General features: G+C 47.0%; 17 protein-coding genes. 12 read left to right on the top strand and 5 right to left on the bottom strand.

What is annotated here, in order from left to right:
• Positions 1-270: 270 nt before the first annotated feature.
• The 4 genes from yddG (at position 271) to AT705_RS19695 (ending at position 6,933) form a co-directional block, all read left to right on the top strand.
• Positions 271-1,164 carry an aromatic amino acid DMT transporter YddG gene (gene yddG / locus AT705_RS19680; protein WP_082669085.1) on the top strand — a complete coding sequence of 298 codons (894 nt, stop codon included), beginning with the start codon at positions 271-273 and terminating at the stop codon, positions 1,162-1,164.
• Positions 1,165-1,231: 67 nt separating this feature from the next.
• On the top strand, positions 1,232-2,101 hold the full coding sequence (locus tag AT705_RS19685) for a PhzF family phenazine biosynthesis protein (protein WP_058798085.1): 870 nt from the start codon (positions 1,232-1,234) through the stop codon (positions 2,099-2,101).
• A 108-nt stretch (positions 2,102-2,209) separates the two neighbouring features.
• Positions 2,210-4,111 carry a S9 family peptidase gene (locus tag AT705_RS19690; RefSeq protein ID WP_058798086.1) on the top strand — a complete coding sequence of 634 codons (1,902 nt, stop codon included), beginning with the start codon at positions 2,210-2,212 and terminating at the stop codon, positions 4,109-4,111.
• 302 nt (positions 4,112-4,413) lie between these two features.
• The gene (locus AT705_RS19695; RefSeq protein WP_082669086.1) at positions 4,414-6,933 is read left to right on the top strand and encodes a serine protease; all 2,520 of its coding nucleotides are present in this window, start codon (positions 4,414-4,416) and stop codon (positions 6,931-6,933) included.
• 676 nt (positions 6,934-7,609) lie between these two features.
• On the opposite strand, the gene aroQ is transcribed toward AT705_RS19695, so the two are convergent.
• Positions 7,610-8,806: a gamma subclass chorismate mutase AroQ gene (aroQ, locus tag AT705_RS19700; RefSeq protein ID WP_237113859.1), complete on the bottom strand. Its 1,197-nt coding sequence runs from the start codon at positions 8,804-8,806 to the stop codon at positions 7,610-7,612.
• 831 nt (positions 8,807-9,637) lie between these two features.
• Here aroQ and AT705_RS19705 point away from each other — a divergent pair.
• The gene (locus AT705_RS19705; protein WP_058798089.1) at positions 9,638-11,104 is read left to right on the top strand and encodes a hypothetical protein; all 1,467 of its coding nucleotides are present in this window, start codon (positions 9,638-9,640) and stop codon (positions 11,102-11,104) included.
• A gap of 139 nt (positions 11,105-11,243) precedes the next feature.
• On the opposite strand, the gene AT705_RS19710 is transcribed toward AT705_RS19705, so the two are convergent.
• The gene (locus tag AT705_RS19710; protein WP_058798900.1) at positions 11,244-12,878 is read right to left on the bottom strand and encodes a Na/Pi cotransporter family protein; all 1,635 of its coding nucleotides are present in this window, start codon (positions 12,876-12,878) and stop codon (positions 11,244-11,246) included.
• A gap of 293 nt (positions 12,879-13,171) precedes the next feature.
• On the opposite strand from AT705_RS19710, the gene AT705_RS19715 reads away from it, so the two are divergent.
• The 3 genes from AT705_RS19715 to AT705_RS19725 are packed head-to-tail and all read left to right on the top strand — an operon-like array spanning position 13,172 to position 16,268.
• Positions 13,172-13,552 (top strand): BlaI/MecI/CopY family transcriptional regulator, encoded by a 381-nt coding sequence (locus AT705_RS19715; protein ID WP_049863972.1) that lies wholly within the window; start codon positions 13,172-13,174, stop codon positions 13,550-13,552.
• 1 nt (position 13,553) lies between these two features.
• Entirely contained in the window at positions 13,554-14,936 is a 1,383-nt protein-coding gene (locus AT705_RS19720; RefSeq protein ID WP_058798090.1) for a M23/M56 family metallopeptidase, read from the top strand.
• A 3-nt stretch (positions 14,937-14,939) separates the two neighbouring features.
• A complete protein-coding gene (locus AT705_RS19725) occupies positions 14,940-16,268 on the top strand; it encodes a M23 family metallopeptidase (protein WP_058798091.1) in 1,329 nt (442 codons plus the stop codon).
• A 75-nt stretch (positions 16,269-16,343) separates the two neighbouring features.
• Here AT705_RS19725 and AT705_RS19730 read toward each other — a convergent pair whose 3' ends face one another.
• Together AT705_RS19730 and AT705_RS19735 are read right to left on the bottom strand one after the other, a co-directional pair.
• Positions 16,344-17,513: a right-handed parallel beta-helix repeat-containing protein gene (locus AT705_RS19730; protein WP_058798092.1), complete on the bottom strand. Its 1,170-nt coding sequence runs from the start codon at positions 17,511-17,513 to the stop codon at positions 16,344-16,346.
• A 453-nt stretch (positions 17,514-17,966) separates the two neighbouring features.
• Positions 17,967-18,929, bottom strand: coding sequence for an endonuclease/exonuclease/phosphatase family protein (locus tag AT705_RS19735; RefSeq protein WP_058798093.1), 963 nt, complete (start codon positions 18,927-18,929; stop codon positions 17,967-17,969).
• A gap of 147 nt (positions 18,930-19,076) precedes the next feature.
• Here AT705_RS19735 and AT705_RS19740 point away from each other — a divergent pair, with 147 nt between their 5' ends.
• From AT705_RS19740 to AT705_RS19755, 4 genes are all read left to right on the top strand, one after another.
• The gene (locus tag AT705_RS19740) at positions 19,077-19,544 is read left to right on the top strand and encodes a CreA family protein (protein ID WP_058798094.1); all 468 of its coding nucleotides are present in this window, start codon (positions 19,077-19,079) and stop codon (positions 19,542-19,544) included.
• Positions 19,545-19,720: 176 nt separating this feature from the next.
• Positions 19,721-21,742 carry a DUF3857 domain-containing protein gene (locus tag AT705_RS19745; RefSeq protein ID WP_058798095.1) on the top strand — a complete coding sequence of 674 codons (2,022 nt, stop codon included), beginning with the start codon at positions 19,721-19,723 and terminating at the stop codon, positions 21,740-21,742.
• The gene (locus AT705_RS19750) at positions 21,739-22,818 is read left to right on the top strand and encodes a tetratricopeptide repeat protein (protein ID WP_058798096.1); all 1,080 of its coding nucleotides are present in this window, start codon (positions 21,739-21,741) and stop codon (positions 22,816-22,818) included. Before AT705_RS19745 ends, AT705_RS19750 begins: the two co-directional genes overlap by 4 nt.
• Before the next feature lie 16 nt (positions 22,819-22,834).
• Entirely contained in the window at positions 22,835-23,419 is a 585-nt protein-coding gene (locus tag AT705_RS19755; RefSeq protein ID WP_058798097.1) for a GNAT family N-acetyltransferase, read from the top strand.
• Here AT705_RS19755 and AT705_RS19760 read toward each other — a convergent pair.
• On the bottom strand, positions 23,416-25,119 hold the full coding sequence (locus AT705_RS19760; protein WP_058798098.1) for a DUF4153 domain-containing protein: 1,704 nt from the start codon (positions 25,117-25,119) through the stop codon (positions 23,416-23,418). The genes AT705_RS19755 and AT705_RS19760 overlap by 4 nt on opposite strands.
• Positions 25,120-25,414: the final 295 nt, after the last annotated feature.

Here is a 25,414-nt window from a genome sequence, read left to right on the forward strand (position 1 = left end):
CACCTGTGTTAGAAATATAAACCGTCGCTCGATATATCCCCTATTTATGATATGTTGTAACACTTTTTGGAATAGATACGCGGTAAGTGGCAGAATTATCCGACAATTAACTGATACGCCAGATAATTTATGGATAAAAATTTGCTATATCGCATAGTCGCGAGGTATCTTTCTGGCAGTTTGATTTTCTAATTTATTCAGAACTCGCTCCTTTCGTGATGTCTTCATCATGTTGAATACCTTGGGTTCACCAACACATAGCTTAAAATCATGAACAAGTCATACCAATATACCCTGGCCGGGGTGGCCGCTATTTTGCTGTGGAGTGCTGTCATGGGATTGGTTCGCGCTGTGACGGAAATGCTGGGTCCCATAGGTGGTGCAGCCTCGATTTATACGGTGGCATCAGTATTTTTGATTGCAGTGATGGGTGTGCCCAAACTCAGGCTGTATTCGCTACGTTACCTCCTTATCGGAGGTAGTTTATTTGTTGCCTATGAGATTTGCCTGGCGTTGGCTCTGGCGATGGCGAACTCTCGACAGCAGGCTGTAGAAATGCTGGTAATCAATTACTTATGGCCTGCACTGACTGTGCTGATGGCGGTGCTCAGCAGCGGAAAACCATGTAGTAAGTGGGTTTATCCTGGTATTTTGCTGGCTTTCCTCGGCGTTGCCTGGAGTATCACTGGGGAGCAAGGGCTGACCTGGCAACAAATCACCACAAATGTGGCCACCAACCCTGTAACCTATGCAATGGCTTTGGTAGGTGCGTTTTTATGGGCACTTTACTGCACCTTAACCAAACGTATTGGTAACGGCCAAAACGCCATTACCCTATTTTTTATGATGACCGCAGTAAGCTTATGGCTCAAATTTGCGCTGAGTAATGAGCGTATGATGGTGTTTGACGCTGAATCATCAGGCTTGCTGTTGTTGACCGGTATCGCATTAGGAAGTGGGTATGCACTTTGGAACTACGCCATTATAGGTGGCAATATGGTATTGCTGGCTACCTTGTCGTATTTCACGCCAGTGCTATCAACGGCACTTTCCTCTCTGATCCTGGGGTTGGTGTTATCGCAGAGCTTTGTACAGGGGGTGTTTATGGTCACGACGGGATCTCTATTGTGCTGGTGGGTCACTCGTAAGCAATTTAATCACTAATATGGCATGCGGAGCCTGTGACGTGCCAACGGGCATCAGCATAGTTTACTTGGAAACAGGAACGAATATGGATCATCTCACCGTTTATTTGGTTAATGCTTTTACAGAGCAAGGTAAGGGTGGAAACCCAGCGGGTGTCGTACTGCAGGCCGACGGGCTGAGCGACGCTCAAAAGTTGGCCATTGCGCAATCAGTGGGGTTTTCTGAAACCGCGTTTGTGTCATCAGACAGAGAAGCCGACTTTGCGTTGTCTTTTTTTACGCCAACGGATGAAGTGGATTTTTGTGGACATGCCACCTTAGCTGCGTTTTCTGTGATGTTCGAACAAGGGCTTATCACCCATGGACATTTCACGCAAAATACCAAAGCGGGCCGGCTTGGCGTAACAGTCGGCGCGAATGGGCGCATCGTGATGGCGCAAAACCTGCCCCAATATATTAAGCGCTTTGACTACGAAACGATCGCCGCACTCATTGGTCTGGATGTGTCTATATTGAGTGCAACTCAGTTACCAGTTGAGGCTATTTCAACAGGATTACCAGACATCATTGTACCCGTCGCAGCAGGGCACCTGGATAAGATTAAAGTGGACCAGCAGGCGCTGAGCGACTTTTCCCGTAAACATGGCGTTATCGGTTTACATGCGTTTGAGCTGAGTGAAGTGAGTGGAGTATTCACGGCACGTTGTCGTAACTTTGCGCCTTTGTTTGGTATCCCGGAAGAGTCAGCCACAGGAAGCGCCAGTGGGGCATTGGCGTGCTATTTAAATCAATATGTGTATCCCGCCAGGTCCAACCGGTTTGTATTTGAACAAGGACGCGCAATGGGGTGTGCCTCGCGTATCACAGCTGAGCTTGAGTCTGATGAGCAGGGGGTCACACGCCTGCTTGTCGGTGGTATGGCTCAGATCACAGGCCAACGGGAGCTGTCTGTTTAAGTTGATAGGTCATAACTGTGCAGAGCAAAGCCGCTCATCGCTATCTCTTTTAACTTTCTGTTAATTTAGGTAGTCTAGCTGGGATTCAATTTTCGGAGGTATTTCGCGATGTTGCGGATTCTAGTAAGTGCTGGCCTGGGACTGGCTGTGACGACCGGTGTGGCCGCCAAAGAGGTGATGACGCCGGAAAAACTTTGGCAGGTAAAACGTGTCAGTGCATTGGGACTAAATAAAGACAAAACCCACGTCATTTACAAAGTGACTATGCCCAGTGTTGAGATGAACAATTTTGACAGCAAAGTCTATCAGGTGCCGCTCAAAGGCGGAACGCCTCAGCTTCTTGACGCATACCAGGGATTGCTGGCAAGCAGCAAAGTCTCTCCTGATGGTAGCAAAAAATTGTTCCACGAAAAGGTGGAAGTGGAAGCCGTGCTGGCATCTGACAGACACAAGGCGCTGACTCAAGCAAATGCCTATGTGTATGATGACCTGAACTACCGTCACTGGGACACCTGGAAAGATGGCAGCTATAAGCATGTGTTTTATCAGGACCTGAAAACAGAAGAAAAAGTCGATATTATGCTGGGGCAACCTTTTGATAGCCCGACTTCGCCATTTGGTGGCGGCAGTGATTATATCTGGGGACCTAAAGGCGAGAATATCTATTATGTGAGTAAAAAGCTCACCGGCGCAGAATATGTTGCCAGCACCAATACCGATATCTATCGTTATAACCTGGCCAGTAAGCAGACGACTAACCTGACACAAAGTAACCCTGGTTATGACAAGTACCCCGCATTTTCGTCAAAAGGGCATCTGGCCTGGTTGCAAATGACCACACCGGGTTACGAAGCTGATAAGAACGACATCATCATCAGAGTTAAAAATCACAACATCAACCTGACTGCACACTGGGATGGCACGGTAAATAGCTTTAAGTGGAGCGAAGACGGGAAACACATTTATTTTGTGGCGCCGACTGACGGCACGATCCAGTTATTCCAGGTTTCTGTCACCACTAATCCAAAAGCCAGACCGGTCATTAAGCAGCTCACCAAAGGTCAGTTCGATGTGAATGGCATTGTGGCAGCACTGGATAAGCAACTGGTGGTAACGCGTAACAGCATGAACAAAGCGAAGGAAATTTACCGCTTTGATCTGAAAAGCAAAAAGTTGAGTGCACTGACCAAGGCCAATGATGCGTTTTATGCCAGTATGGACCTGCCTACCGTTAAAAAGCAGATGGTAAAGACCAAAGATGGTCAGGATATGCTGACCTGGGTCATCTATCCGCCAAACTTTGATGAAACGAAGAAGTACCCGACTTTATTGTATCTACAAGGTGGACCTCAGTCGGCACTCTCACAGTTTTACTCTTTCCGCTGGAACTTCCAGGTTATGGCGTCACAAGGTTATATCGTGGTTGCACCAAACCGTCGTGGTATGCCGGGACATGGGGTTAAGTGGAACGAAGACATCACTCAGGACTGGGGTGGCAAGGTGATGCAGGATTACCTCGACGCTATTGATGAGGTGTCTAAAGCGTCCTATGTTGATAAGACCCGTATCGCAGCAGTCGGTGCTAGTTTTGGCGGTTATTCCGCTTTTTATCTGGCTGGTAATCACGATGGTCGATTCAAATCCTTTATCGCACATTGTGGTATTTTCGACTTGCGCAGCATGTATGGTAGCACAGAGGAAATCTTCTTCGTTGACCATGAGTTTGGTGGTGCATACTGGGAGAAAAACGCTGCTACCGACAAAACTTATGGGGCATTTAACCCAGTCAGCTATGTGGATAAATGGGATGCGCCTATGTTTGTTATCCACGGTGGTAAAGATTACCGCGTACCGCTGGAGCAGGGGATCCAGGCATTCCAGGCAGCAAAACTACGTGGCCTGAAAAGCCGCTTTCTATACTTCCCTGAAGAGAACCACTGGGTGCTCACTCCGCAAAATGGCATAGTCTGGCAGCGTGAGTTCTTTAAGTGGCTGGATGATACACTTTAATTTAAATGACTTCAGGCCCGGTTATCGGGCCTGTAACGCGAGTATATTGACGAGAGAGACTATTTTGTCCTATTTGCTGTAGACCTCCACAGCTGTACAACCCTGTATATCATCCCTTCAGATTGCCATTTAGCTCCAACACGCGTTTAATGACTGGCGCCATTTTTGAGTATCGATTGACTGGTTCTTATGTATATTGAACCACTATTTGTATTTTGTGTTATATTTAGGAACTTTTTGTGATAATTTATCGTTGGATAAATTCTAAGTAAACAAGTAGTTCAAATATCAGGATAATTTACATGGAATCGACAATAAAAAAAGCACTCTTATTCACTTTAGCGTCTTCCTCACTAACGGGGATTGCATTCGCTAAGGAGAAGTTACCACTTGAACCTCGCGCCGCAATGGATGATGTCAGGATTGTTGGTGGGGGCGAAACAATCCCATTTGCCTACCCTTTTATGGGGAGTTTGCAAGTCTATAATGGCGAAAGATTTCGTCACTATTGTGGCTCTTCGCTTATTGCACCAAACAAAGTGCTGACCGCAGCGCACTGTGTTGAAGGCTGGAGTGCAAGTGATTTTGCCGTTAAGTTTGGTGGCCATGACCTTACCGACGAGAGTCAGGGGCAGCTTTACCAAGTGACGGATATCGTAATGCATGAGCGCTATCACGATACTTACACCTATAATAATGATATTGCGATTCTGACCCTGGCAGAGGCGGTCGAAGGGGTTGAACCAATTGAGCTGGCTGACGAAGAAATGAGACACAGCTATGTGGTGGGTGAGAACTTTAAAGTGATGGGGTGGGGCGCATTGCATGCGGGTGGCCCATCACCAGATAAACTACATGAAGTAGACGTGCCCTATATCTCAAACGAAGTCTGTAATGACGAAAAACACTACGATGGTCAAATCTCAGACAGTATGATTTGCGCCGGTTTTGACGAGGGTGGCAAAGACTCTTGTCAGGGCGACAGTGGAGGTCCGTTGATTGTTAATCGCGATAACCGCTGGATCCAGGTTGGTGTGGTTAGTTGGGGAGAAGGCTGTGCTTCTGAATTTAAACCCGGCGTATATGCTGATGTAGCGGTGTTAAACACTTGGGTGAATCGTAACCAACAATATGCAGGTTTTGAACCCGACCAGTTTATGATTGCAGATAAACCTGACTCCACAGTGTCTGTCAGCTTGAAAAATAAGTCAGATAGTGCTGTTGAAATTGCAGGCATTTTGTTGTCTGATGAGTCTGCTGGCGTGACTGTCGCATCTGAAAATTGTACGACTACCGCACTGGCGCCTGGTCAGCACTGTGATGTGTCCATCGCGACAACCAATAGTACCAAAATCGGTGCGTTCACATTGAATGCTGAGCTGGTAAATCAGGGGGTTTCGTCAAGAGGCTATACATATCGCTACGAGAAGATCCCGGCCAGTCAGGTAGACATCAATGCACATATGTCGTCTGAGCCTATTGTACAATGGTACACAGGGAGTGATGCAGCTTGGTTGCTCAGTGAAGAGGTTGCTGAAGACAATACCCAAACACCAATTTTGGTCAGTGGTGACATAACAGACAGAGAAGAAACTCCAAACCTACCTGCATCTTCACAAAAGTCGATCTTAATGGGGGAAATTAATCATGGGTTAGCCTTGGGTGTTGACTTTGAGTATCTGATTTCTTCAGAGCTTAGTTATGACTTTTTTAACGTCTACATTAACGGTGAGCAAGTACTTAGACAAAGCGGTGAATCGTATGTTTACGAACAGGCATCGTTTGAGCTGAATGAAGGGCCAAACACCCTGATTCTTGAGTACATCAAGGATGCGTCTGTTAGTGAAGGTAACGATAACGTTACTCTGAAAGCATTTAACGTAAGAATGCGTGAAAACCTGAGTCCTACTATCAAATTGGCACAAACCAACCTAAGTGTCAGAAGTGGTATGGGCATTACCTTAGACGCAACTGGTACAGCCGATCCTGAAGGTGATAACTATGCACTGGCCTGGACAGAGATGAGTGCGCCTGAGGTTGTTTTGAGCTCAGAGGAGGCATTTAAGCCAATTGCGCCTGTTGTCAGTGAAACGACCACTCAGACTTATGAAGTGACAGCCACTGACGAATTTGGTGCGGCTTCTAAACAACGTGTTTCAGTTACTATTGATGAGAACAAACAACCTGTTATCACGGTAGCGCAAACGAATATTGAAGTACGAGGCGGGCTGGAGTTTACTCTGGATGCCAGTGGCACGACGGATCCAGAAGGTGACGCGTTGTCTTATACCTGGGTAAATCGCTCAGGTGATGGCACGACCCCTGTCGCTGAAACAGCGGTTGTAAAACTCAAAGCGGATGAAGACTTAGTAGGCAAAACCTTGGTCTATGAAGTCGTTGTACAAGATGAGTTTGGTGCCAAGTCGGGGCAGCTTGTGACTGTTGCGATTGCTAAAAACAGTGCTCCGCAGGTTGTGTTAACTGCCAGCTCTACCCTGGTTGCATCGGGTCAGAACATTGAACTGAACGCGTCGGCTTCTGTTGATCCGGAAGGTGATGCGCTGACATTCAACTGGGAACAGGTATCTGGCACCAGCGTAACAGTATCCGGAAGCAATGCGCAATTGAGTGTAGCAGCGCCTTCAGTTAATCAGAACGAAGTACTTGAATTTGCCGTTACGGTAACGGATGAATTTGGCGCATCGTCAACACAGAATATCCAGGTTACCGTTAAGCAGCCAGAAAAAGACAGTGGTTCATTTGGTTCCCTTGCCTTGTTGCTGATGCCTTTGGCGTTGTTTACGCGTCGTAGGAAGAAGTAATCAACTCTGACGTTTTTTAGAGACATTGCACTTCTCTAAATATGCAAAAATACCGTCATCATAAATGTGGTGACGGTATTTTTTTGGACATATCTGACCTTATTGATGTCGAACATTCTTTTTAAAAGGATGGTGCTTTATCGATTTGAACTGCCATGTTGTTTGTATTGTGTTCCATCCGTCCCCTTCTTGTTTTGGTTTGTATATTCACTTTTACTTGGTCTATTTAATGTAGTGCATCTTCGATAACTTTTTATCTGCAACACTGCCGGTTAAAAGGCCCGGAGTGCTATAGTTAGGTTTCCCTTTAAGTTGAATAAGGGAATCTATGTGCCTTCAATTCACTTCTTGATAATCATTTTTAGCTTATGTGATTTCACTGACTCATTGATGACAATAAACACGTGGTCTTGCCTCGCTTAAGCGTGAAGAGCTGAGTGAGTACAAGTTAAATTGGGGCGATGCAGGCATACTCAAGCACATGGTGAGAAACGACATGTCGAATACACCTCCCTCATTGTTACACATGACAAAGATCCAGCGCAGCCGATACGGAAGACGTGTTGACTGCACTACCAGCTTATTAAACTAGGGTAAAGGCGATACTTTTTGGCTTTACATTAGCCCTTTGCGCTGTATTGGCGTTAAGGGCTAAAGGTATTGCAGTGCGACCTAGTTAGTCGGCTGCCTGGCAGTTCTCAACCCTGCGCACGCTTTGGAGTGCCTGGTAGAGCCTTTGTTTGTCTTTATCAGTCAAGTTATCTGTGATTAGCGCAGCATGAAAAGCAGGCGCCAGCTCCGGGGTGAGGTTACCATGTTGTGCCAGATGAGCGGTCAGCGTTTCGAGTATGGCTGAACCGAGTTGATTCAGCGTATGTCTTAAATGTGTGAGGTCGGCTGTTTTGCTGGGTATGCCTTCAGCCAGCCATTGCGCGCGGTATCTGTATTGAATTGCTTTGGCAGCATCCATCTGTGCCTGAAAAAATGCCTTCACGCTACTGGCACCCAGGCAGTGTTGTCTGGCTTGTTCAAGCGCTTTTGAGAGCACAACCACTTCACGGGATAAGTCTTCAATGGGTTTGTGTTTGTGAGCCTTAAATAGCGCCACTGACTGCATCTGAGAAAGACGCTTATCAATTAATGAAAACACAGATTTGCCGGAGTCTGTGCGTGCTTTTATCTGTGTATGAGCCTGATCTACGACCTGCTGTAGCGCTGTGCGTGCTTCGTCTTCGCTTATTGTGTGAGGCCGTTTTTCCAACTTCATCAAGCCAAACAGAGTATGATTATCTGCATTATCCTGAATGCCAGCTTCGCGCAAGGTTAGCGCAGGGTAGACTGCTTGGAGTGCACAACTGCCGATTGCAACTGTGTTTTGGTCAAACTGGCCATCAGCGACGAGGCGAGCCGCTTCGTTGGTGCCTTCAGGCACAGGTTTGGCTTTTATCTGATGCGCACTGAGCCAACGATTGATCTGTTTTAGGGCCGCAGGATGAGAGGCTGCGTGCGTGATTTTACTGGTCTTGTTTAATCCAAATACACACATTTCGATGGGCATATGCACTGCGGCGTTGAGCGTTGTTACCTGGTAATTGCGCATGGCATTCACAATTGCCGGGACTAACTGCCCGCCAATGGTCGAATTGGCCAGCGCACTGAATGCCCATGCATTATTGTTTGTTGCTGCTGCGTAGGTATCATCAGGTGTGCCCGAATAAAGGCGTTGATAGGTGTCAGTGTTACGGTCTGCCAGCAAGTCGAGAGCTGCGTGGTTAAAGCTTCCGGGCCCTGCTTGCACGTATACTGGGGCTGCCTCGATTGTAACGGCAGCCAGTACAACAGACATAGCAAGTAAGTGAGATAAAAGGCGCAATTGTAAGGGTTTCCAAAGGACTGTCAGGCAACAGGTATCCTAACAAAATTGCGACTGTCTGTCTCAAAAGAGATGAGATTGTATGTTATGTACAAGTGCTTGAATAAGTGAGAGTGCCTCAAAATGACCTGTTGCCAATTGGACTAGTAATAGGTAGCTCGTTAATATGTTATCGTTATACTTAGTAATAATGATTTTATGTCTTAGACTTCTTCACTTCTGAAATACAATCCGTATTTTACAAAATTATATCTGCTATGCACTGGGAGTGTAGTCTGTACCTTTTCATATATTTTTGGATAGATTCAAGAAAGAATTTTCCCGAACTGTGCGGCGCATCATCTTTTGTGGAGAGTGGCTGGACCTCTAAAGTCAGAGTTAACCTTCTCTGTTGCAAAATTTGAAATTATAAGGGGTGGTGTACGTTCGAAATTTATTAAAAGCATAATGTGTCAATTAGGGTAAGTTGGTTTTGGCTTTAATTCTGGCTAATCTGTCTAATTTTAGTGAAAGAGTACTTTTAATATCTTGGTTTTTTGTAAGCTCAGTAAAAGAATTATGTGACGGTTATCTTTCTAAGTTAACTAATTCGCAATTATGGGTGCTTTCTAGTCAACCAAACTCAGTTCGTTGTGTTATTGAATGGCATTTAAATCTGATGTTCTAAATTAAAAATAGGTTTGGTCAATAACATGTTATTTCTGTTAACTTTTTATTTTTTTGTTGAATATTAGTAGGTTAACCATCATCATTCGCGCCGCTATGGAATAGGTACTACCGCCTAAAGCTATATCAATCATTATTACTCGGTAGTTATGTAAGGACTAAAAAATGCGTTTTAATCTGCTTTCAAAAAAATCACTTCTGGCTTGCGCAGTATCACTTGCTTTATTTGGGTGTGGCGGAAGTAATCATGATGATAAAACAGAAACGAAGCAAGGGACGAAAGACAGCAGTGTTGTCACTGAAAAAGACAAAAATGCTGTTACGGAGAAAGCAAAAACACGCACTATCACAGCCATTGACGGTTATCTGGTTAATGCCATTGTGTGTGATGACCAAAATGGCAACCAGGTATGTGATGCTGGTGAAGAAATTAAGATTCAAAATGAAAAAGGGGAAGAACTGGTTTTGACGACTAACGCTCAAGGCCAGGCTGAGGTATCTGACTCAGCGAGTGTCATTGTTAAAGTGGTCGCAGGAAAGACGATCGATACCGATACCAACAATACAGTTAGTAAAGCCTATACCCTGGTTGCACATGCAGATACTGATATTGTCTCGCCGTTTTCAACTTTGGCAACCCTGAAAAACGTCGATATGGACACGCTGGCGGCAGAAGTAAATCTGGATGCGGAGCTAATTAAAGGGGACTTTGTTGCTGCAAAATCAGAGCAAACAGCATCCATCGCGGAAGGTTCCAAGCGCATACACTTGGTTGCACGTTCTGTGGTTAAGCTATTGCCAGAAGATTTCTCATCTGACGAGAATGTCTCTGAAGAGTTGGTGAAAGATGCCGTCAAGCTGGTTGAGTTAGCTGATCAGCAAAGCCTGGAAGGCATCGATGACATCGTGATTGAGAAGAATGAAGAAAACGATACATTGGTTATAAACCCACTGGTTGAACAAACGTTTGATCTCAAGGATCTGTTAGAACAAGGTGATGGATTTTGGTATATGGGGTCCACAAGCCATATGCTGTTTTCTCAAGAGGGGGCCGAGCAATTTCAGGTAAAAGACGGCAAACTTATTTTCCCTCAAGAAGTGCCTACCGAGTACCAGATTGTTGATGGTGCAATTGTCGCTGATAGTGACGAATCTTACATGTTCTACCTGTCGAACGATCTGCTACTGGGTACCGATAAATCCCAAGGGGACATGATATTTCTCTCTAAGCAGTATGATGTGACGGCAGAAAACGCTGCTAAATTCACGGTTGAAGCACTGACAAGTAAGCCAATGTACACTATGATCAGCGAGGGTCCTTCGCAGACTGACGTATATCATGAGTTTATGCTACTGGAAAACATCTACAACACAGACGGTACAGGTAAGATTACCCTCGTGGGCACAGATGAAAGCTTTGATATGAGCTGGGTTGTGACACAAGATGGCGTACTGGAAGTAACTTTTAGCCCGGACGGTGAAGAAGTGACAGAAAGCTACTACCGCAGCCCGTCAGATAATGCCGTATTTTTGATAAGAGCTGAAATGGAAAATACGCAGCCAATACTGGCAACGCAGGATCTGGCACTGGCTCAGGAAATCCTTGACAATTTCGCGCAGCAATATCAGTAAACTACAATTACGAGGTGGTGAAATCTCACCCTTCTCAAGATTAGCCATGTGCCTGAATGGTATATAAGCCGGGACTTCCCCCGGCTTTTTCATTCTTTCTTATATACACTTAATTCGATTACTTTGTGCATCTACAGCACTATGATGTCTGTGGATTCAGCTGCTCTTCTATGAGGTATAACAACAGCATGGCTTTGTGCCATTGCTGGGTTAGCTGCCACATATCGGACAGTCCATTGATATTGCAGACCATATTGTCGATTGGTAAAGTCGCATTGGTGCCGGCAAGGATCAGATCATCTTTGACGTCGTCGTGTAGTTGCTGTAATTCCTGTAATTCCTGGAGAGCAGCGTTAAACGCCTTTGTGTTCATTGACTGGCCCTCTAAGCTGGTTCGCATAAAATGTCCCAGTTGGGATTGGTATTCTTCCAGCTGAGTATGTAATTCAGGGTGCCCGGCAAGCGCTTTTTGTGGTTGCCGCTGAGCCAGCTTCTCAACACAGTGGCAGCAGGTGAACAGGTAATGTTCGATACGCATTAATTTTGCCAGCATACTGGTGGTTTCTTCAGACAAGGCCGATTGTTCAACAGTGACAATGAAATTGGTAATGTGCTGACACAACATCTGGATGGTATGTATTTCTTGCTCTATGGCCAGACCATCCAGAGGTTGTTGAGATTTTTCGTATTGTGCCAGTAGTTTATCGGCAACCAGCTTAGTTTCGAGCAGCACTGCATTGGTTGCCAGCGCCGGCGTCTGGGCAATGGTTTTATCCAAAAACCGTGGCCGGGCTGCTGTTTCTTCGGCACTGCAAAAGCGCTTCATTAAAAAGCCTGCCAGGCGGTTATTGAGTGGAAAAATCAGCATGACCCCCAGTACGTTAAACAGGGTATGAAATAATGCCAGCGACAGTGCTGGGTCGGCTGCCAGGTTAAAAAAGCCAGTGAGCTGGGTTATCAGGTAAAACAGCACGGGTAATATTGCAAAGGCGACAAGCGCCGTGAGTGCGTTAAAAACGACCTGAGCCGCAGCCACGCGTTTGGCATTAGAAGTGGCGCCAATTGCTGCCAGTACAGAGGTTGAGGTGGTGCCAATGTTCGCCCCTATGACCATGGCACCGGCGGCATAGAGACCTATCATGCCGCTGGCTGCCGCCGTGATGGTGAGCGCAATGGAAGCGCTGGACGACTGTGTAAGTGTCGTCATGACAATACCGATCAGCAGAAAGGTCAGCATGCCGGTCAGACCCTGGGCGGTGAACTGGCTTAAATCAAACCTCGCGACAACATGCTCAAAAGTGCCTTTAAGAATATCTATACCTATGAAAAACAGACCAAAGCCGACCAGAGCAAGTCCTGCGGATGCTAGCCGGGTTTGTGGCCGTAGCAACTTCATCAACGCGCCTAAACCAATTAAAGGCAGTGCAATGGCTTGAATATTGAACTTAAAGCCTATTGCGGCAACCAGCCAACCGGTGACCGAGGTGCCGACGTTGGCGCCATAAACAATGCCCAGTGCCTGATGCATGGTGATCAGGCCGGCATTGACAAAACCCAGGGAAGCCACGGTGACAGCACTGGAGGACTGGACCAGTGCTGTCATACAAAAGCCCGAAGCGATACCGCGCTGTGGGGTCTTAGTCCAGGTCGCCAATACTTTACGCAACGAACTCCCTGCTGCGAGTTTCAGACCATCGGTCATCATGCCTATGGCAACCAGGAAAATCCCCAGGCCGCCAAGCAGACTTCCTAACAACTGAAAGGTCTCTGTCATTGCTTCCCCCATTTTATCGGGCAAACACCAAAAAAGTAGCTTGCCACGTGTCACTTAACTGTCATAAAAGTATCAAGTTTCATAAAACGGTGGTTGTCTGAGGTCAACTTTTGTCACAGTCACAGGTTTACAAAGATATAAATAGTATTGCCCGCAAGTCTAAAGTTAGCAAGAATCGGCTAATTTTCAGTTGTTTGGGTTTTAATTAATAGTCGTTTTTAAATTCTGCGACTTGTGTCGCACTTTTTTTGCTGTTAAAGTGCGACATGTGTCACATTAAAAGAATAATAGATATGAAACCAAACACCACTGAATTAGAGATCCTCAAGCTACTGTGGCAACAGGAGCCTCGTACCGCAAAAGAAATTCATGACGCCATCGCCGAGCGCTTTAACTGGTCATACTCTTCAACGCGCAAAACACTTGAGCGCATGGGCGATAAGGGCTTGTTGAACATTGGTGAGCAAGGCAATAAAAAGTCGTACACCGCGAAGGTTGATAAAGTCCCTACTTTGGCCGCTTACGCTCAGGAATTTGCTAAAAATGTCCTGGAACTGGATGGCCCATTGCCAGTGGCTATGTTTGCTGATAGCCGTCTGATTGAATCACAGGAGCTGGAAGAGCTGGAGCACTTGCTGGAGTCCTTATCTGAGCAGGACAAACGGGACCAGTAAAATGAGTTTGGCAACGTTATTTTCTATTTTATTGTCGGTGCTGGTTTGGTGCCTAGTATGTGGTGCCTTGGTGCCAGTGGGTCGCTTTCTGAGCCGCCATCATCCGGCTGCTCCTGGTTTATGGTGGGCATTGTTGGTACTCAGCTTCGTGCCCTTTACACCGCTGCCCGAGGTGGCGTTGGATGAGACGATCCCGGCAGTGTTGTACGATTTCAGTGAACAGGCGGGAAAGCTGCAATTAAGTACAGAGATAATGCTGACGACGGAACATCAGTGGGATGGGTTATGGATATTTATCGCACTGATATTACTGGCGGCGCTGCAGAGCATTCTTCGGGGGGCGCGTTTACTCAACAAACTTGCCAGCCTACGAGCTTTAATGGTCAGTGCGGAGCCACTTCAGGCAGACCTTTGTGCGTCTTTTTCATCGCTCACTCAGATTAAAGGGCGTCAGGTACCAGTGTATATACTGCCTCTGAATTGTACGGCGTTTGTAACGGGCATTAAAAACCCGATTATCGTGATGCCACATTACTTTACGAGGTTACCAGAGCATAAACAGCAGACTTTGCTGCTGCATGAAGTAACGCACCTGGCTCACAAAGATCATATTGCCCTGCTGGCATGGCAAGTTATCAAATGTCTGTTCTGGTTTAATCCGGCCATTGCCAGGATGGAAGCGGCGTTTATCAATGCCATGGAAGCACGCTGTGATGCACAAACCATAGGACGTTACGGTATTAATCGTCAGCAATACGCAGCCACATTACTGGATGCCCTGAAACACAGCACACTAAACAAGACACCTAATGCTGTCGCCGGGTTCGCATCGGAGGCGCTATCCCTGGCTGATTACAAAAGCCGCCTGGTACAAATCATGAAGCCGGTTAAAACGCGGCATCGTTTTGTCACACTCAACATACTGGCGATAGCAGTGTTTAGTGCTTTCGTTTCCTTCCAGGTGAAGCCTTTATTGAGTCCCCAGATACCCAACTGGCAGCCTCCAATGAGTGACTACAAGATCAGCTCTCACTTTGGACACGTGTGGGCCTTTCGAAATTACAAACCGCACGGCGGGCTTGATATGGTTGCGGCCAAAGGCACGCCCCTTGGCGCGATGGCAACAGGCAAAATCCTGGTGGCCGATGAGACAACTCTGGCAAAAAATTACGGTAAAACGGTACTGATCCAGCACAGTAATGGCTATCAGAGTTTATATGCCCACCTTGATAGTATTGCTGTGTCACAAGGTGACTGGGTATCAGCCGGAGAAGTCATCGGTACTTTAGGTGACAGTGGCCGGGTGACCGGGGCTCATCTGCATCTGGAAATTTTGGCTGACGGAAAACGCCTTGACCCGCTGAGTATTTTTCCAAAGGACTAAACCATGAAATACCATCTGATGATCGCCATACCTCTGGGCATGGTGTTAAGCACCCTTGTGTCTGATTTACCTGAACAGGCCTCTGAACAATGCGATATTGCCGAAACGCCTGTTGTCGTTGAGGAGAAACCAAATGCAAACCAGAACAATAGCAAGTCGGCTTTGGCTCAGCAACCTGCTGCCTCTCAGTCACCCGCTGAGCCTGAACAGGCACCAAATACTGAGCACAAGATCCTGACGTTGTCAGCAGGGCAGTCTTTTATTGCTTTGCTTAAACCCTATGGGATGAGCGAACGCCAGGTGTTTAACTTACAGAAGTTAATGGCACCTGAGGTAAACCTGAGCCAGCTGCCGATTGGGCAAAAAATAAAAGTTGGCATCACGGAAGGCAAGCTGAGCTCAATTACCCTGGCAACCGGATTCGCTCAGCGTCTGAATGTGTCGTTGACGGAACAGTGGCATAAGCGCTTTTATCAACTGGACACCTATCAGTCCGAGGCGGTCCATGATGTGGCGATCACACAAAGCTTGTATGAGTCATTGGTTGACGATTCCGTGCCACTGGATGTGATTAATCAGACCATCACGGTGTTTTCACACTTTGTGGATTTTCAGCGCGAAATACATCAGGGCGATGCATTAACTATGATGTACGACAAAGCTATTTTATCGGTGAAGGATGGCCTGCAACAGCAGCTTGAAAAAGCGGGCCAGCTAAAGTTCGCGAGGTTGCAAAATCAGGGGGAGGACCTGGCCGTATATCACCATTACACTGAGGGCGGGCAAAGCGGCTTTTACTTTGCTGATGGCCGCCCGGCACAAAGCTTTTTACTTAAAACCCCGTTAAATGGCGCGCGTTTATCGTCAACTTTTGGTAGTCGTAAGCACCCCATTCTGGGATACACCCGCTTGCATGCCGGGCTTGATTTTGGCGCACCTGTTGGTACACCTATCTTTGCTGCCGGTAACGGGACAATTAAAAAAGCAGGATGGGGAGGTGGTTTTGGCAATCGGGTTGTGATCCGCCATGCGAATGGCTATGACACGCTGTACGCACACCTTAATGGGTTTGCAAAGGGAGTGAAACCGGGCACCCGTGTCAGACAGGGGGACGTAATAGGCTATTTGGGTAATACAGGGTTGTCTCAGGCGCGTCATTTGCACTATGAAGTGCACAAGCATGGTAAACCCATTAACCCATTATCTTTGAGACATGTAAAACAGCGTCGTCTTGACGGGAGTATGTTGGCCGGTCTCCAACAGACCATTGCACGTGTACATCAAAATCCTGAGCTCAATCAGTACGTCTCGGCTGTGTCTTTAGCTGAATAAGATGTAACTTTGGGTGGGTGATATGAACAGTAGAGTCCGTTTGGTGCTCTACTGTTCAAAAAAACGCTGAGCTGACTACTTAACCACGTAGTGGCGGTTATTTAGCTCCAGTTTGAGTACGTTATTGTTCAGATAGGAGTAGGTCATCGGGCGATTGGCAGCATCAACCTGACCCTGATTCTCGATGGTATTTTCTTTGATCAAATTAGGGGTAGCCGTATTCGTTGCATAAAGCTTAATCCCGTAACTGAGCGGGTGCACAATCAGGTTTTCACTATACTCATGGGCATCACCACCGGATAAGCTGCTATCCTGTTGCGCTGGGTTGCGGGCAAATATGCCGTTTTCTCCGGCGTATAGAATATGGTTATCATGAATTTTCAAACCGTCGCCGTCGAGCATCATGCCATTACCGCCACTGCGATAGATAAGGTTACCTGATACAGTCACGTGATCACCGCCAACCTGAATACCTGTGTTCTGATACTTAGGATCGAAGGGGCTAACGCCAGTGCGGTAGATTTTGTTATTGCGGATCCGTGCATCTCCAGCCACTGAGTTAAGCTGAATGCCATCGGCACCAATGTTTTCCAGGTTGTTATTGTAAATATCTACGTCTGTCAGCTTATGCGGATATACCGTTGTTGCGACACCATCACACTCCAGCTTGCGGCTCTTCCCTGTGTAGCCGATGTACATGCCTTCGCCTGTTTCTGTGTCGTGAATATAGTTGTGGTGAACGCTGAGTCCACGCATCGTGAAGTTTTCCTGCCAGGTGGCCGGATCGCAGGTTGGATCTGTTTTAATCAGCAGTCCTGCAAATCGCGCGCGGTAGATCTCAAGATTATCAATCTCAATGTATTCGCTTAATCCACCAATGCCAACGGTACCGCCAAGACGCATACCATAGCCAGCTTCATCACGGCTGCCGGTAATGCGCAACTGAGAGGGTTTTTCTACGGCAATACTGTACTCGTAGGGCGTGGTTGTAACCGTGCCATCTTCGTTGCGGATCACCACCGGGTTACCTGCTTCACCGTGCACATTGCGAATACGCAGTGGACCACGTTCCCCGGCTGCCAGACAGATGGTGTCACCAGCAACCACTGCCAGTGCGTCGCCGTCAATTAAGTGATGGCTTGAAGGGATCACAATATCGCATTGAGAGGCCAGTGCTTGAGGAACAGCACATAACGCCAGCGCACCCGAGATTAGAGTTAACGATAGGGTTTTCGTGTCTTTCATTGCTTCTTCCTTATTGAAGTCGTCGTTACACTTATACCAATTTGCTTAATTAAGTGTTCTACTTTGAGGCGAGAAAATATCGTCGATAACAAGGCAGAAATTTTGCTATTTAGTTGTTCTAAATGAGAGATTTTTAACGCCATTAGCGTCATATTTGCTCCTTCAAATTGAACAGGTATTAAGTGAAATTGGTATTTTATTGTTCAACGAAGATACTATAGCAAAATGCGTTAATATCCTGCCTGTTTGGGGGGGGGGGGGAGCACTGCTGCTTACATGATTATAGGTGGGGTTATGCAGCACCTGAGTCACAGGCAGGCGCTGACACATTTGTTGCCATCACAGTATTCCACACCTCAATGCAGGTAAGGTTATTAAGCAGACGGGTATCGTTCGTCAAAACGCATTGTGCTATTAAATGAAATGCTTGTCTATTATTTAGGTAATATTTTGTTACTCGTTCTGAATGATGTTGTTAAGTATGGCCAGCTCATTGTTAATATTGATTTGCACCCAGAGCGGGAAGTGATCGCTCAGCTCAAAGGTCCATTTACTCTCTGGGGTGCCGGTATCATCGAATAACGCTGCCATCAGGCCATTGACGGCAAAGTCAATCACCCCGCCCTGGTCGGCGTAACTAAACGCATGTCTGGCACGATGTAGAATCTGGTCGTAGCGTTTATTACCAGCACTTGCTGCAGTGTCATTGATGTCTGCCAGCGCCAGTGGCATCTGTAATCCGCTTGACTGGGTGAGTGCCTGATAATAGCGATCACCAACTCGGGGAATGTTGAAATCTCCCACCACAATAAGATCTTCATCAAATACGGTATCGGCGTTGTCTACCCAGCGGCTTTTTATCCAGTCGCCAAAACTGGCCAACTCCTGTTCGCGACCCGGGCGAGTGCCCCAACGGGCATGCATGGCCAGCATCATAAAATCAAAACTGCCTGCTTTGAAGGAGGCCATATAGGGGGCACGCCACCAGGATTGCTCGCTAACGTACTGGTCGCCTACTTTTTGCCTGTCGGGCTGCGCTTCTGCGGCGAGGCCGGTAAACTGGACCATGCGCTTGTCATAGACAAAGGCTGTGCGCTCCCAGTTGCCGCCAAAGTCACTCTGCCAGTCGCTGATCACAAATTGCCAGTTCGGACCCAGCATATGCATGACGCGTTTGAAGTCGGTTAAATCATCTCTGATCTCGGTAATGGCAATGAGATCAAACTGGTAAAGAATACGTGTGATCAGAGTAATGGCCAGTTCACTGCGGCTGCGTTTGCCAAAATCTCGGATATTCCAGGTGGCAATATTCAGGGTTTCATCCAGCATTGAGGGGGGAATATGGCTATCTTCAATGCGCTCTACAAGTAATTTTAGTTTTTTGGCTGTGGCTTTTGAAAGGTGTGTCAGTTCCATGGGTTACCTTGAACGATGATGAATAGATTCATAAAGCTAGACCAGTTTGTGATAAATACCAGTGGCTTACTGTGTCAGCCATATTTTTAATAGCAGGTTTGTGCAACAATGGTAAACTGAAGAAAATCACATATCTCAGGAAAGAGAATGAAAAAAAGACTATTACTGCTTCCAGCAATGATGTTACTTGGTGCCTGCTCAGACAGTGAGGTAGGCGATGTATCGCTTGGTCTGTTTACACTGAAGGACATCAAGTTGCACTCAATGACGGACCCAATTGTCACCGGCGTAACGTGCCATGTCGCCAGCATTGAGGCGGACCTTAGTTTGTCAGATCCCAGTGACAGCTCTATCGCCTGTCGTCAGACTGGGGAAATCACATCTCAAATGATAGCCCAGATAGATAAAAGCAAGTCTGGTGAAGTGGTATTCAAACAGTCAAAAAGTGTGTTTTTCAAAGCCATGAAGGTCAGGCGTATTTATGATGCTGAACATCAGACCTTGATGTACCTCTCTTATACCACTAAAGAAACTTCGGGTAGCTTTAAACATAGCTTATCGACAGTGCCTCTGTGGGGCACGCAGGCTTATTCTGAGAAAGCCATTAACCCCTAGAGTCGCTACGCCAAGTTAGCAAACTGGTAAAAGCAGGCCGTCGCTTTGGTGATTAACAAAGTGCTATCTGAGCACCTTGCGTGCCTGTGTCGGTCTGTATAAACTGACGCGTTTTCGTGCCAAAAGAAGCCTGATAGCTCTGCAAGCTGTTCAGGAAGAGCAAAAAGTTGAGTATTATGAAGCAGCTATACATCATATTCGCCATCGTTCTGATGGTTTGGTTTAGTCCTGTCCGGGCACTCGGTGAGCGTCCTGATGTGACCATTTCGTCTGCCCCAGGTTGGGTTACTAAGCAGCCACTAACAGCATTACCTGAGAGCCTGCGTAAGCCGCTTCATTATCGGCTGGTTGACAGTCAGGTGAGTGACAATGCACAGCAGACGTCCTTTTCTCATAACCGCTATGTATTTACCGATGCTGCCGGCGTTCAGGAAGGCAGTACGGTCAGAGTGCGGTTCAATCCAGCGTATGAAAAACTGGTATTTCACAATGTCACTGTCTTTCGCGATGGCAAAGCGGTTTATCAGTTAACCCCGCAGGATATTAAAGTGATCAATGCGGAAGATGATCAGCAAAATAATATGTATCTGGGTTTGTTTGATGCCTTGATCCTGCTTCAGGATATCCGTGTCGGCGACGAACTTGATTACAGCTACAGCTTGGCTGGCAAAAATCCGGTACTGGGTGAGCGTTTCAGTTACTTTGACAACCTTGGCTGGGGCGTTGCGGTCGATCTGCTGACCTTTAAACTTACCTTACCAGATGATAAACAAGTAGCGCATAAAGTATTCGGAAACCCGAATGCCGAGGTGCAACACCAGAAAAGCGATGGTACCCAAACCTATACGGTTCGTGTCGAAAACAGCGCAGCCCATACTGTTGAAAACGAACTACCAGGCTGGTTCAGCCCGTTTCCTTATATTCAGTTCACCGAGTTTAACTCCTGGCTGGAAGTGCAGGCCTGGGCGGCACAATTGTTTCAGGTAAACACTGAACATAGCCCAGAACTTAAGGCCTATATCACTGAACTTAAAGCATTGCCAAAGCACCAGGCAATTGAACAAGCCATTACCTTTGTACAAGATGAAATCCGTTATCTGGGCCTTGAGCTGGGTGTTAATTCGCATCAGCCCAACATGCCTCATCAGGTATTTGAGAAACGCTTTGGTGACTGTAAAGATAAAACGCTGCTACTGAATACTTTGCTGCGTGAGCTGGATATAGACGCACAACCTGCCCTGGTGTCGACGGATAAACGTGCTCACATTAGTGAGTATTTGCCAACGCATAGCGCCTTTAACCATGTTATTACTCACTTCACACTGGATGGTGAAACATTCTGGGTTGATCCGACGATTAACTATCAGGGAAGCAGATTGTCCAGTTTGTACCAACCTGATTATGGCAGTGCTTTGCTGGTGGACAGCCAGTCGGGCTCTTTGACCACCGTAGCCGTGCAGTCGGCACGCCATGGTATTGATATTAATGAGATGATTATCGCCCCTGATTACGTATCGCCCGTACAATGGCGGATTGAGTCACAGTATTACGGCTGGCAGGCAGAACGATTGCGATATCAACTGGCCTCGTCAGAAAAAAAGGTGTTTCAGGAGCATTCGCTAAACTATTACGCGCAATTTTATCCTGGTGTACAGGTAAAGGCGCCGATTAGTTTTGCAGATAATCGCCAGGACAACGTGATCACTGTGGTGGAATCTTACTGGGTGCCTGACTTCTGGCAACCACTTGAAGATGGCGCAGCAGAATTCTATCTGGCCGCTGGGAATGTCAGCCAATATGTTAAATTACCGCAAACCGTGCGCCGTAAGCAGCCATTGGCCAAAGTGTACCCACTGTCTTTGTCTCAGCGTGTCACCTTGCTCATGCCGTCAGATATTGACTTCAGTGCGCTGGCTTATCAAAAATCGTTTGCCGATCCTTATGTGCGAATCGACAGTGCCATGGAATATGACCGCCGTCGGGTGACTTTTCATGCTCAATATGAGGCCCTTCAGGAGTCTGTGCCGGTTGAGGCGGTGCCTGCGCACCTCAGTAAGCTTAAACAGGCTAACAAGTATAGTGGCTTTGGCGGCACAGTCAGCGAAGTGACGACTAACCCTCACTACACCTTATTCCAGGACTTTGTTAAGCAACTTGAGGACAAGACTAAGATGAAATTTGTCGGAGAATCACTATGAAGCGGTTATTAAGTCTGCTGGTTTTAATCTTGGTTGTGTCTGGGTGTGCGTCCACCAAAAAAACTGCTTTTATTGAATCGTCAGCATCGGTTTATGAAGCGAACAAAAAGGTGGAGTATGTGCTGAATAACCCCAATGAAAATGCATTTTTAAACCTCATCGACCGACATGCCAGTGAAACGTATGTGAAAAATGAACTGGGAATAGACGACCCCAAGTTTGCGTTGAAAAGTGCGTTTGTCTCAGCCGGGGCGATGATGGGCTTGTCTTCATTCGACCACATTTTCTATACCCATAGCCGTGAGCAAGGTGACTACTGGCTTAGTCAGTATATTTTTTCATATGACAACGGTACCTTTGCGCTGGTGGATATTACCCTTACAAAACAAGGTTATAAACTGGTTGATGTGAACAACCGAAGCTATCGCTCCAGCATAGTGCGCTTTTTTGCGCAATACGATCAGCAGATTGAAGCGGCCGGACACGAAGAGGCGGTAACGGCGATCACGGATCTTATGGAGAAAAAAGAGTCGCAGTTGGCGCTGGAAAAGTACCAACAATTGCCCTCAGAGCTAAAATCATTGCCCATTGTCCATGAAACCTTATTCCGCTCTATTGAAACCTGTGATGGTAAGCAACACCAGGCTTTATGCGAAACCTTGCTTCAGGGGAGTGAGCAGGCGTATCAGGGCTTACTTGAAGCAAACCTGTATCGCACTATGGGGCAATATGAGCAGGCACTAACTCAATTTGAACAGCTGCCTGATGATATTCGTTTTAGCCCGCCAATTTTGATGGAAAAAGCCATGGTGCTGGCTCACCTTGGACAGAAACGCGAAGCGTTTGGTATCGCTTTAGATGCTTTGTATCGCAATGCTTCAGGCGCCTATGGTTATCTGATCATGTTACAGGTTGCGTTTATTACTGGTGAATACGATGCTGCAGTTGAGCTACTGACTTTTATGAAAGACATCTTTGAGATTCAGTTTTCTGAACAAGAGCTGGCCGATATCAGTAACAGTGAGAATTTCCTAAGCTCAACGCAGTATGCGCAGTTTAAACACTCTTATCTATAACACCAGGATGTAAACTATGTGGATAAAAAATACCGTGCTGGAAGGGCTGTATATCCGGTTAGAGCCGTTGTCTATTGAGCATGTTGAGGAGTTGCAGGAAGCTGTGCAAGATGGAGAAAGCTGGAAACTCTGGTATGCCAGCGTGCCCGCTCCGGATCAAATGCAAGGGTATGTCGAAAAGGCACTGAGTAAGGTGGGTGAAGATCAGATAACTTTTGTTGTCAGGTCTATTGCCAGCGGTCATATTGTGGGAACCACACGCTACTACGACATTAAACCTGAGCATAAACGCGCTTCTATCGGGTACACCTGGTATAGCGCTGCGGTGCGTCGTACGCCGGTTAATACCGAGGCAAAACTGCTGCTAATGGAAAATTTGTTTGAGCAGTGTGGGGCGCTCTCTTTGGAATTCAAAACACACTTTTTCAATCATGCTTCAAGGCAGGCCATTGAGCGTCTTGGCGCTAAACTGGATGGGGTGCTTAGAAGCCATCAGGTTCTGCCTGATGGCTCCATCCGTGACACGGTAGTGTATTCCATTTTAGCCAGCGAATGGCCAGCAGTGCGCAATCACCTCAAAGCAAAACTCACAGCCCGTTAAAACGGGCTGTGCAGCTCCAACCTGTGCTCACCAATCTTAATGTCTTTGAACCTGGGTTCAACAATCTCAAAGTTGTCCGTTTTAAGCGCTTCCAGCAGGTCTTTTGATTGCGGTCCATAGACTTTCTGGTCCATGTAGCCAGATTGCCAGCCCTGCACGCCATCAATAACACCCAGATAAAACACCCGTAATTCCACCCGATGCTGAGTATTAGCAATAAACAGATATTCTGCCTCAGGTGTATTGTCCAGCTGAATGGGTCGTAACATAAGCTCAGTCGCGTCATCGAACAAATGCGTGTTGTGTCTGGCGAATACCTCCAGTGCAGTCACCAGCTCCTGGGGCAATGCCTGTTTTTGCGCATCTGACATGTCAATCAGGTCTAATAAGGTTTGTGTCGTCAGGGGTTTGGTTTCCAGGGTCAACGCGGTGTGGATCCGACGCTTTAGTTGCTCGTCATCGATGCTATGTTGCAGTGATTCCAGTGCCGCTAGTCCTTTTCGGCCAAGCTCGTTTACCAGGTAACGCGGGTCAAAATCAGCTGGCTGAGTGATACCTGCAGTGAGGCGATCTATCTGAGAATTAACACTCATGCCACGAAAGTCCAGTAAGGGCGTTTGGGTGGCAATTAATAGCCCAAGTAAACCTAAAGTCACCGGTCGGTTTACTGTGCTCAATCGGGTATACCAGGTGGCTTTGTGCGTGACCAACTGCCACACATAACCCGCGCAGACTGTCATGCTGACTGAGGCAATGAGTACGGCCCACAAGCGGGCCAGGCTGAGGCCATATTGCTCTATTCTGAGGTATAACCCCCAGCCGCTAAGGGCAAGATAGCAGGGGAGCAGGAGTAGCCCGAGTGCAATGAAATGGCGATACCAGGGACGCTGAGTCAATGCCTCATCCGACAGGTTCAGACACAAGACGATGGCACCAACTAACACAAAGATCAGGCTGCTGCCGCCATTTTGCCAAAGTGTATCCAGCTCGCTGAACAAAACAGCCACGAAAAACAGCATGGCCACAGCGACCAGCACGGGTAACAACAGGGTGGCAAAGTTACGGCATATGGCGAACAACTGATTTGCCAGGTTACTGCGGCTGCGAGCCTGGATCACACCAATAGCCTGGCTTAATGTGATGGCCGGGTAATAGAACCAGGGCTCAGAAAATAGGTCGGTGAAGAAACTGATTTCGATGACTTCAAACAAACTGGCCCACAGCATCAACAGCATGAGTACAGATAAAGCGAACAGCTGAGCCGCAGCAAACACCAACAGCAAACGACCCATGGCCTGGCTTAGCGCCCCATAGCTGGGTAGCCAACGTTCCCGGCTATTCTGGGTAAGCCATGGAATAAGCAGTACTGAAGCCAGGAATATGATCAGTGGATACGGCCACGCCTGTGATGGTATGGGCGCGCGCTCGGGGAGCAGCTGGCTACCCAAATAAAAGCCACACAACGTGAATAGCAGTGCATATATTCCCAGTTGAATATAAAAAGCGCTGTTGAGCTGGGTAAAGCTCGAAAAAATGAGTGTGGAAGGCAGAAAGATCACTAACGAGTAGGCGGCAAGCAGCCAGGGGGGGGATTGGCCCGGCCAAAACGCGAAGTCAACAGATTGATGCAAGATGATCAGAAAAAAGCTCTGCAGCAGAGCAACCAGTAGCAGTTTACGGCTTGTCAGTAATGGCTCCATATATATATCATAATATCAATTCCTTGTTCCTGTCATTAAAACTTAACAGTGCTGAAAAGCAAGTAAATAATGGTAAGAGTGGCGCTAAAGTCTAGTAAAGCGCAACAAAGAATTGACATAATATGTCGAGGTGTGGCAGATTGATTGTGTGGTAAAGAGGGTATAAAGCCCTTTTATAGCGTGGTTTTTGACCGCGCAATATTAACTTAAAGGGGGTGAAGAAATCTTCCCATTTTACATCGTACCCATCTCGTAATAACTCGGGCTGGGGTAAATTCAATCTCACTCGTCAGGT

The sequence above is a fragment of the Pseudoalteromonas rubra genome, assembly GCF_001482385.1.
Lineage (GTDB): Bacteria > Pseudomonadota > Gammaproteobacteria > Enterobacterales > Alteromonadaceae > Pseudoalteromonas > Pseudoalteromonas ardens.

What these genes read in the sequence shown, in the direction of transcription:
- yddG (WP_082669085.1), top strand. Translation starts at nt 271, where the DNA reads ATGAACAAGTCATACCAATATACCCTGGCCGGGGTGGCCGCTATTTTG.
- AT705_RS19685 (WP_058798085.1), top strand. Translation starts at nt 1,232, where the DNA reads ATGGATCATCTCACCGTTTATTTGGTTAATGCTTTTACAGAGCAAGGT.
- AT705_RS19690 (WP_058798086.1), top strand. Translation starts at nt 2,210, where the DNA reads ATGTTGCGGATTCTAGTAAGTGCTGGCCTGGGACTGGCTGTGACGACC.
- AT705_RS19695 (WP_082669086.1), top strand. Translation starts at nt 4,414, where the DNA reads ATGGAATCGACAATAAAAAAAGCACTCTTATTCACTTTAGCGTCTTCC.
- AT705_RS19705 (WP_058798089.1), top strand. Translation starts at nt 9,638, where the DNA reads ATGCGTTTTAATCTGCTTTCAAAAAAATCACTTCTGGCTTGCGCAGTA.
- AT705_RS19710 (WP_058798900.1), bottom strand. Translation starts at nt 12,878, where the DNA reads ATGACAGAGACCTTTCAGTTGTTAGGAAGTCTGCTTGGCGGCCTGGGG.
- AT705_RS19715 (WP_049863972.1), top strand. Translation starts at nt 13,172, where the DNA reads ATGAAACCAAACACCACTGAATTAGAGATCCTCAAGCTACTGTGGCAA.
- AT705_RS19720 (WP_058798090.1), top strand. Translation starts at nt 13,554, where the DNA reads ATGAGTTTGGCAACGTTATTTTCTATTTTATTGTCGGTGCTGGTTTGG.
- AT705_RS19725 (WP_058798091.1), top strand. Translation starts at nt 14,940, where the DNA reads ATGAAATACCATCTGATGATCGCCATACCTCTGGGCATGGTGTTAAGC.
- AT705_RS19730 (WP_058798092.1), bottom strand. Translation starts at nt 17,513, where the DNA reads ATGAAAGACACGAAAACCCTATCGTTAACTCTAATCTCGGGTGCGCTG.
- AT705_RS19735 (WP_058798093.1), bottom strand. Translation starts at nt 18,929, where the DNA reads ATGGAACTGACACACCTTTCAAAAGCCACAGCCAAAAAACTAAAATTA.
- AT705_RS19740 (WP_058798094.1), top strand. Translation starts at nt 19,077, where the DNA reads ATGAAAAAAAGACTATTACTGCTTCCAGCAATGATGTTACTTGGTGCC.
- AT705_RS19745 (WP_058798095.1), top strand. Translation starts at nt 19,721, where the DNA reads ATGAAGCAGCTATACATCATATTCGCCATCGTTCTGATGGTTTGGTTT.
- AT705_RS19750 (WP_058798096.1), top strand. Translation starts at nt 21,739, where the DNA reads ATGAAGCGGTTATTAAGTCTGCTGGTTTTAATCTTGGTTGTGTCTGGG.
- AT705_RS19755 (WP_058798097.1), top strand. Translation starts at nt 22,835, where the DNA reads ATGTGGATAAAAAATACCGTGCTGGAAGGGCTGTATATCCGGTTAGAG.
- AT705_RS19760 (WP_058798098.1), bottom strand. Translation starts at nt 25,119, where the DNA reads ATGGAGCCATTACTGACAAGCCGTAAACTGCTACTGGTTGCTCTGCTG.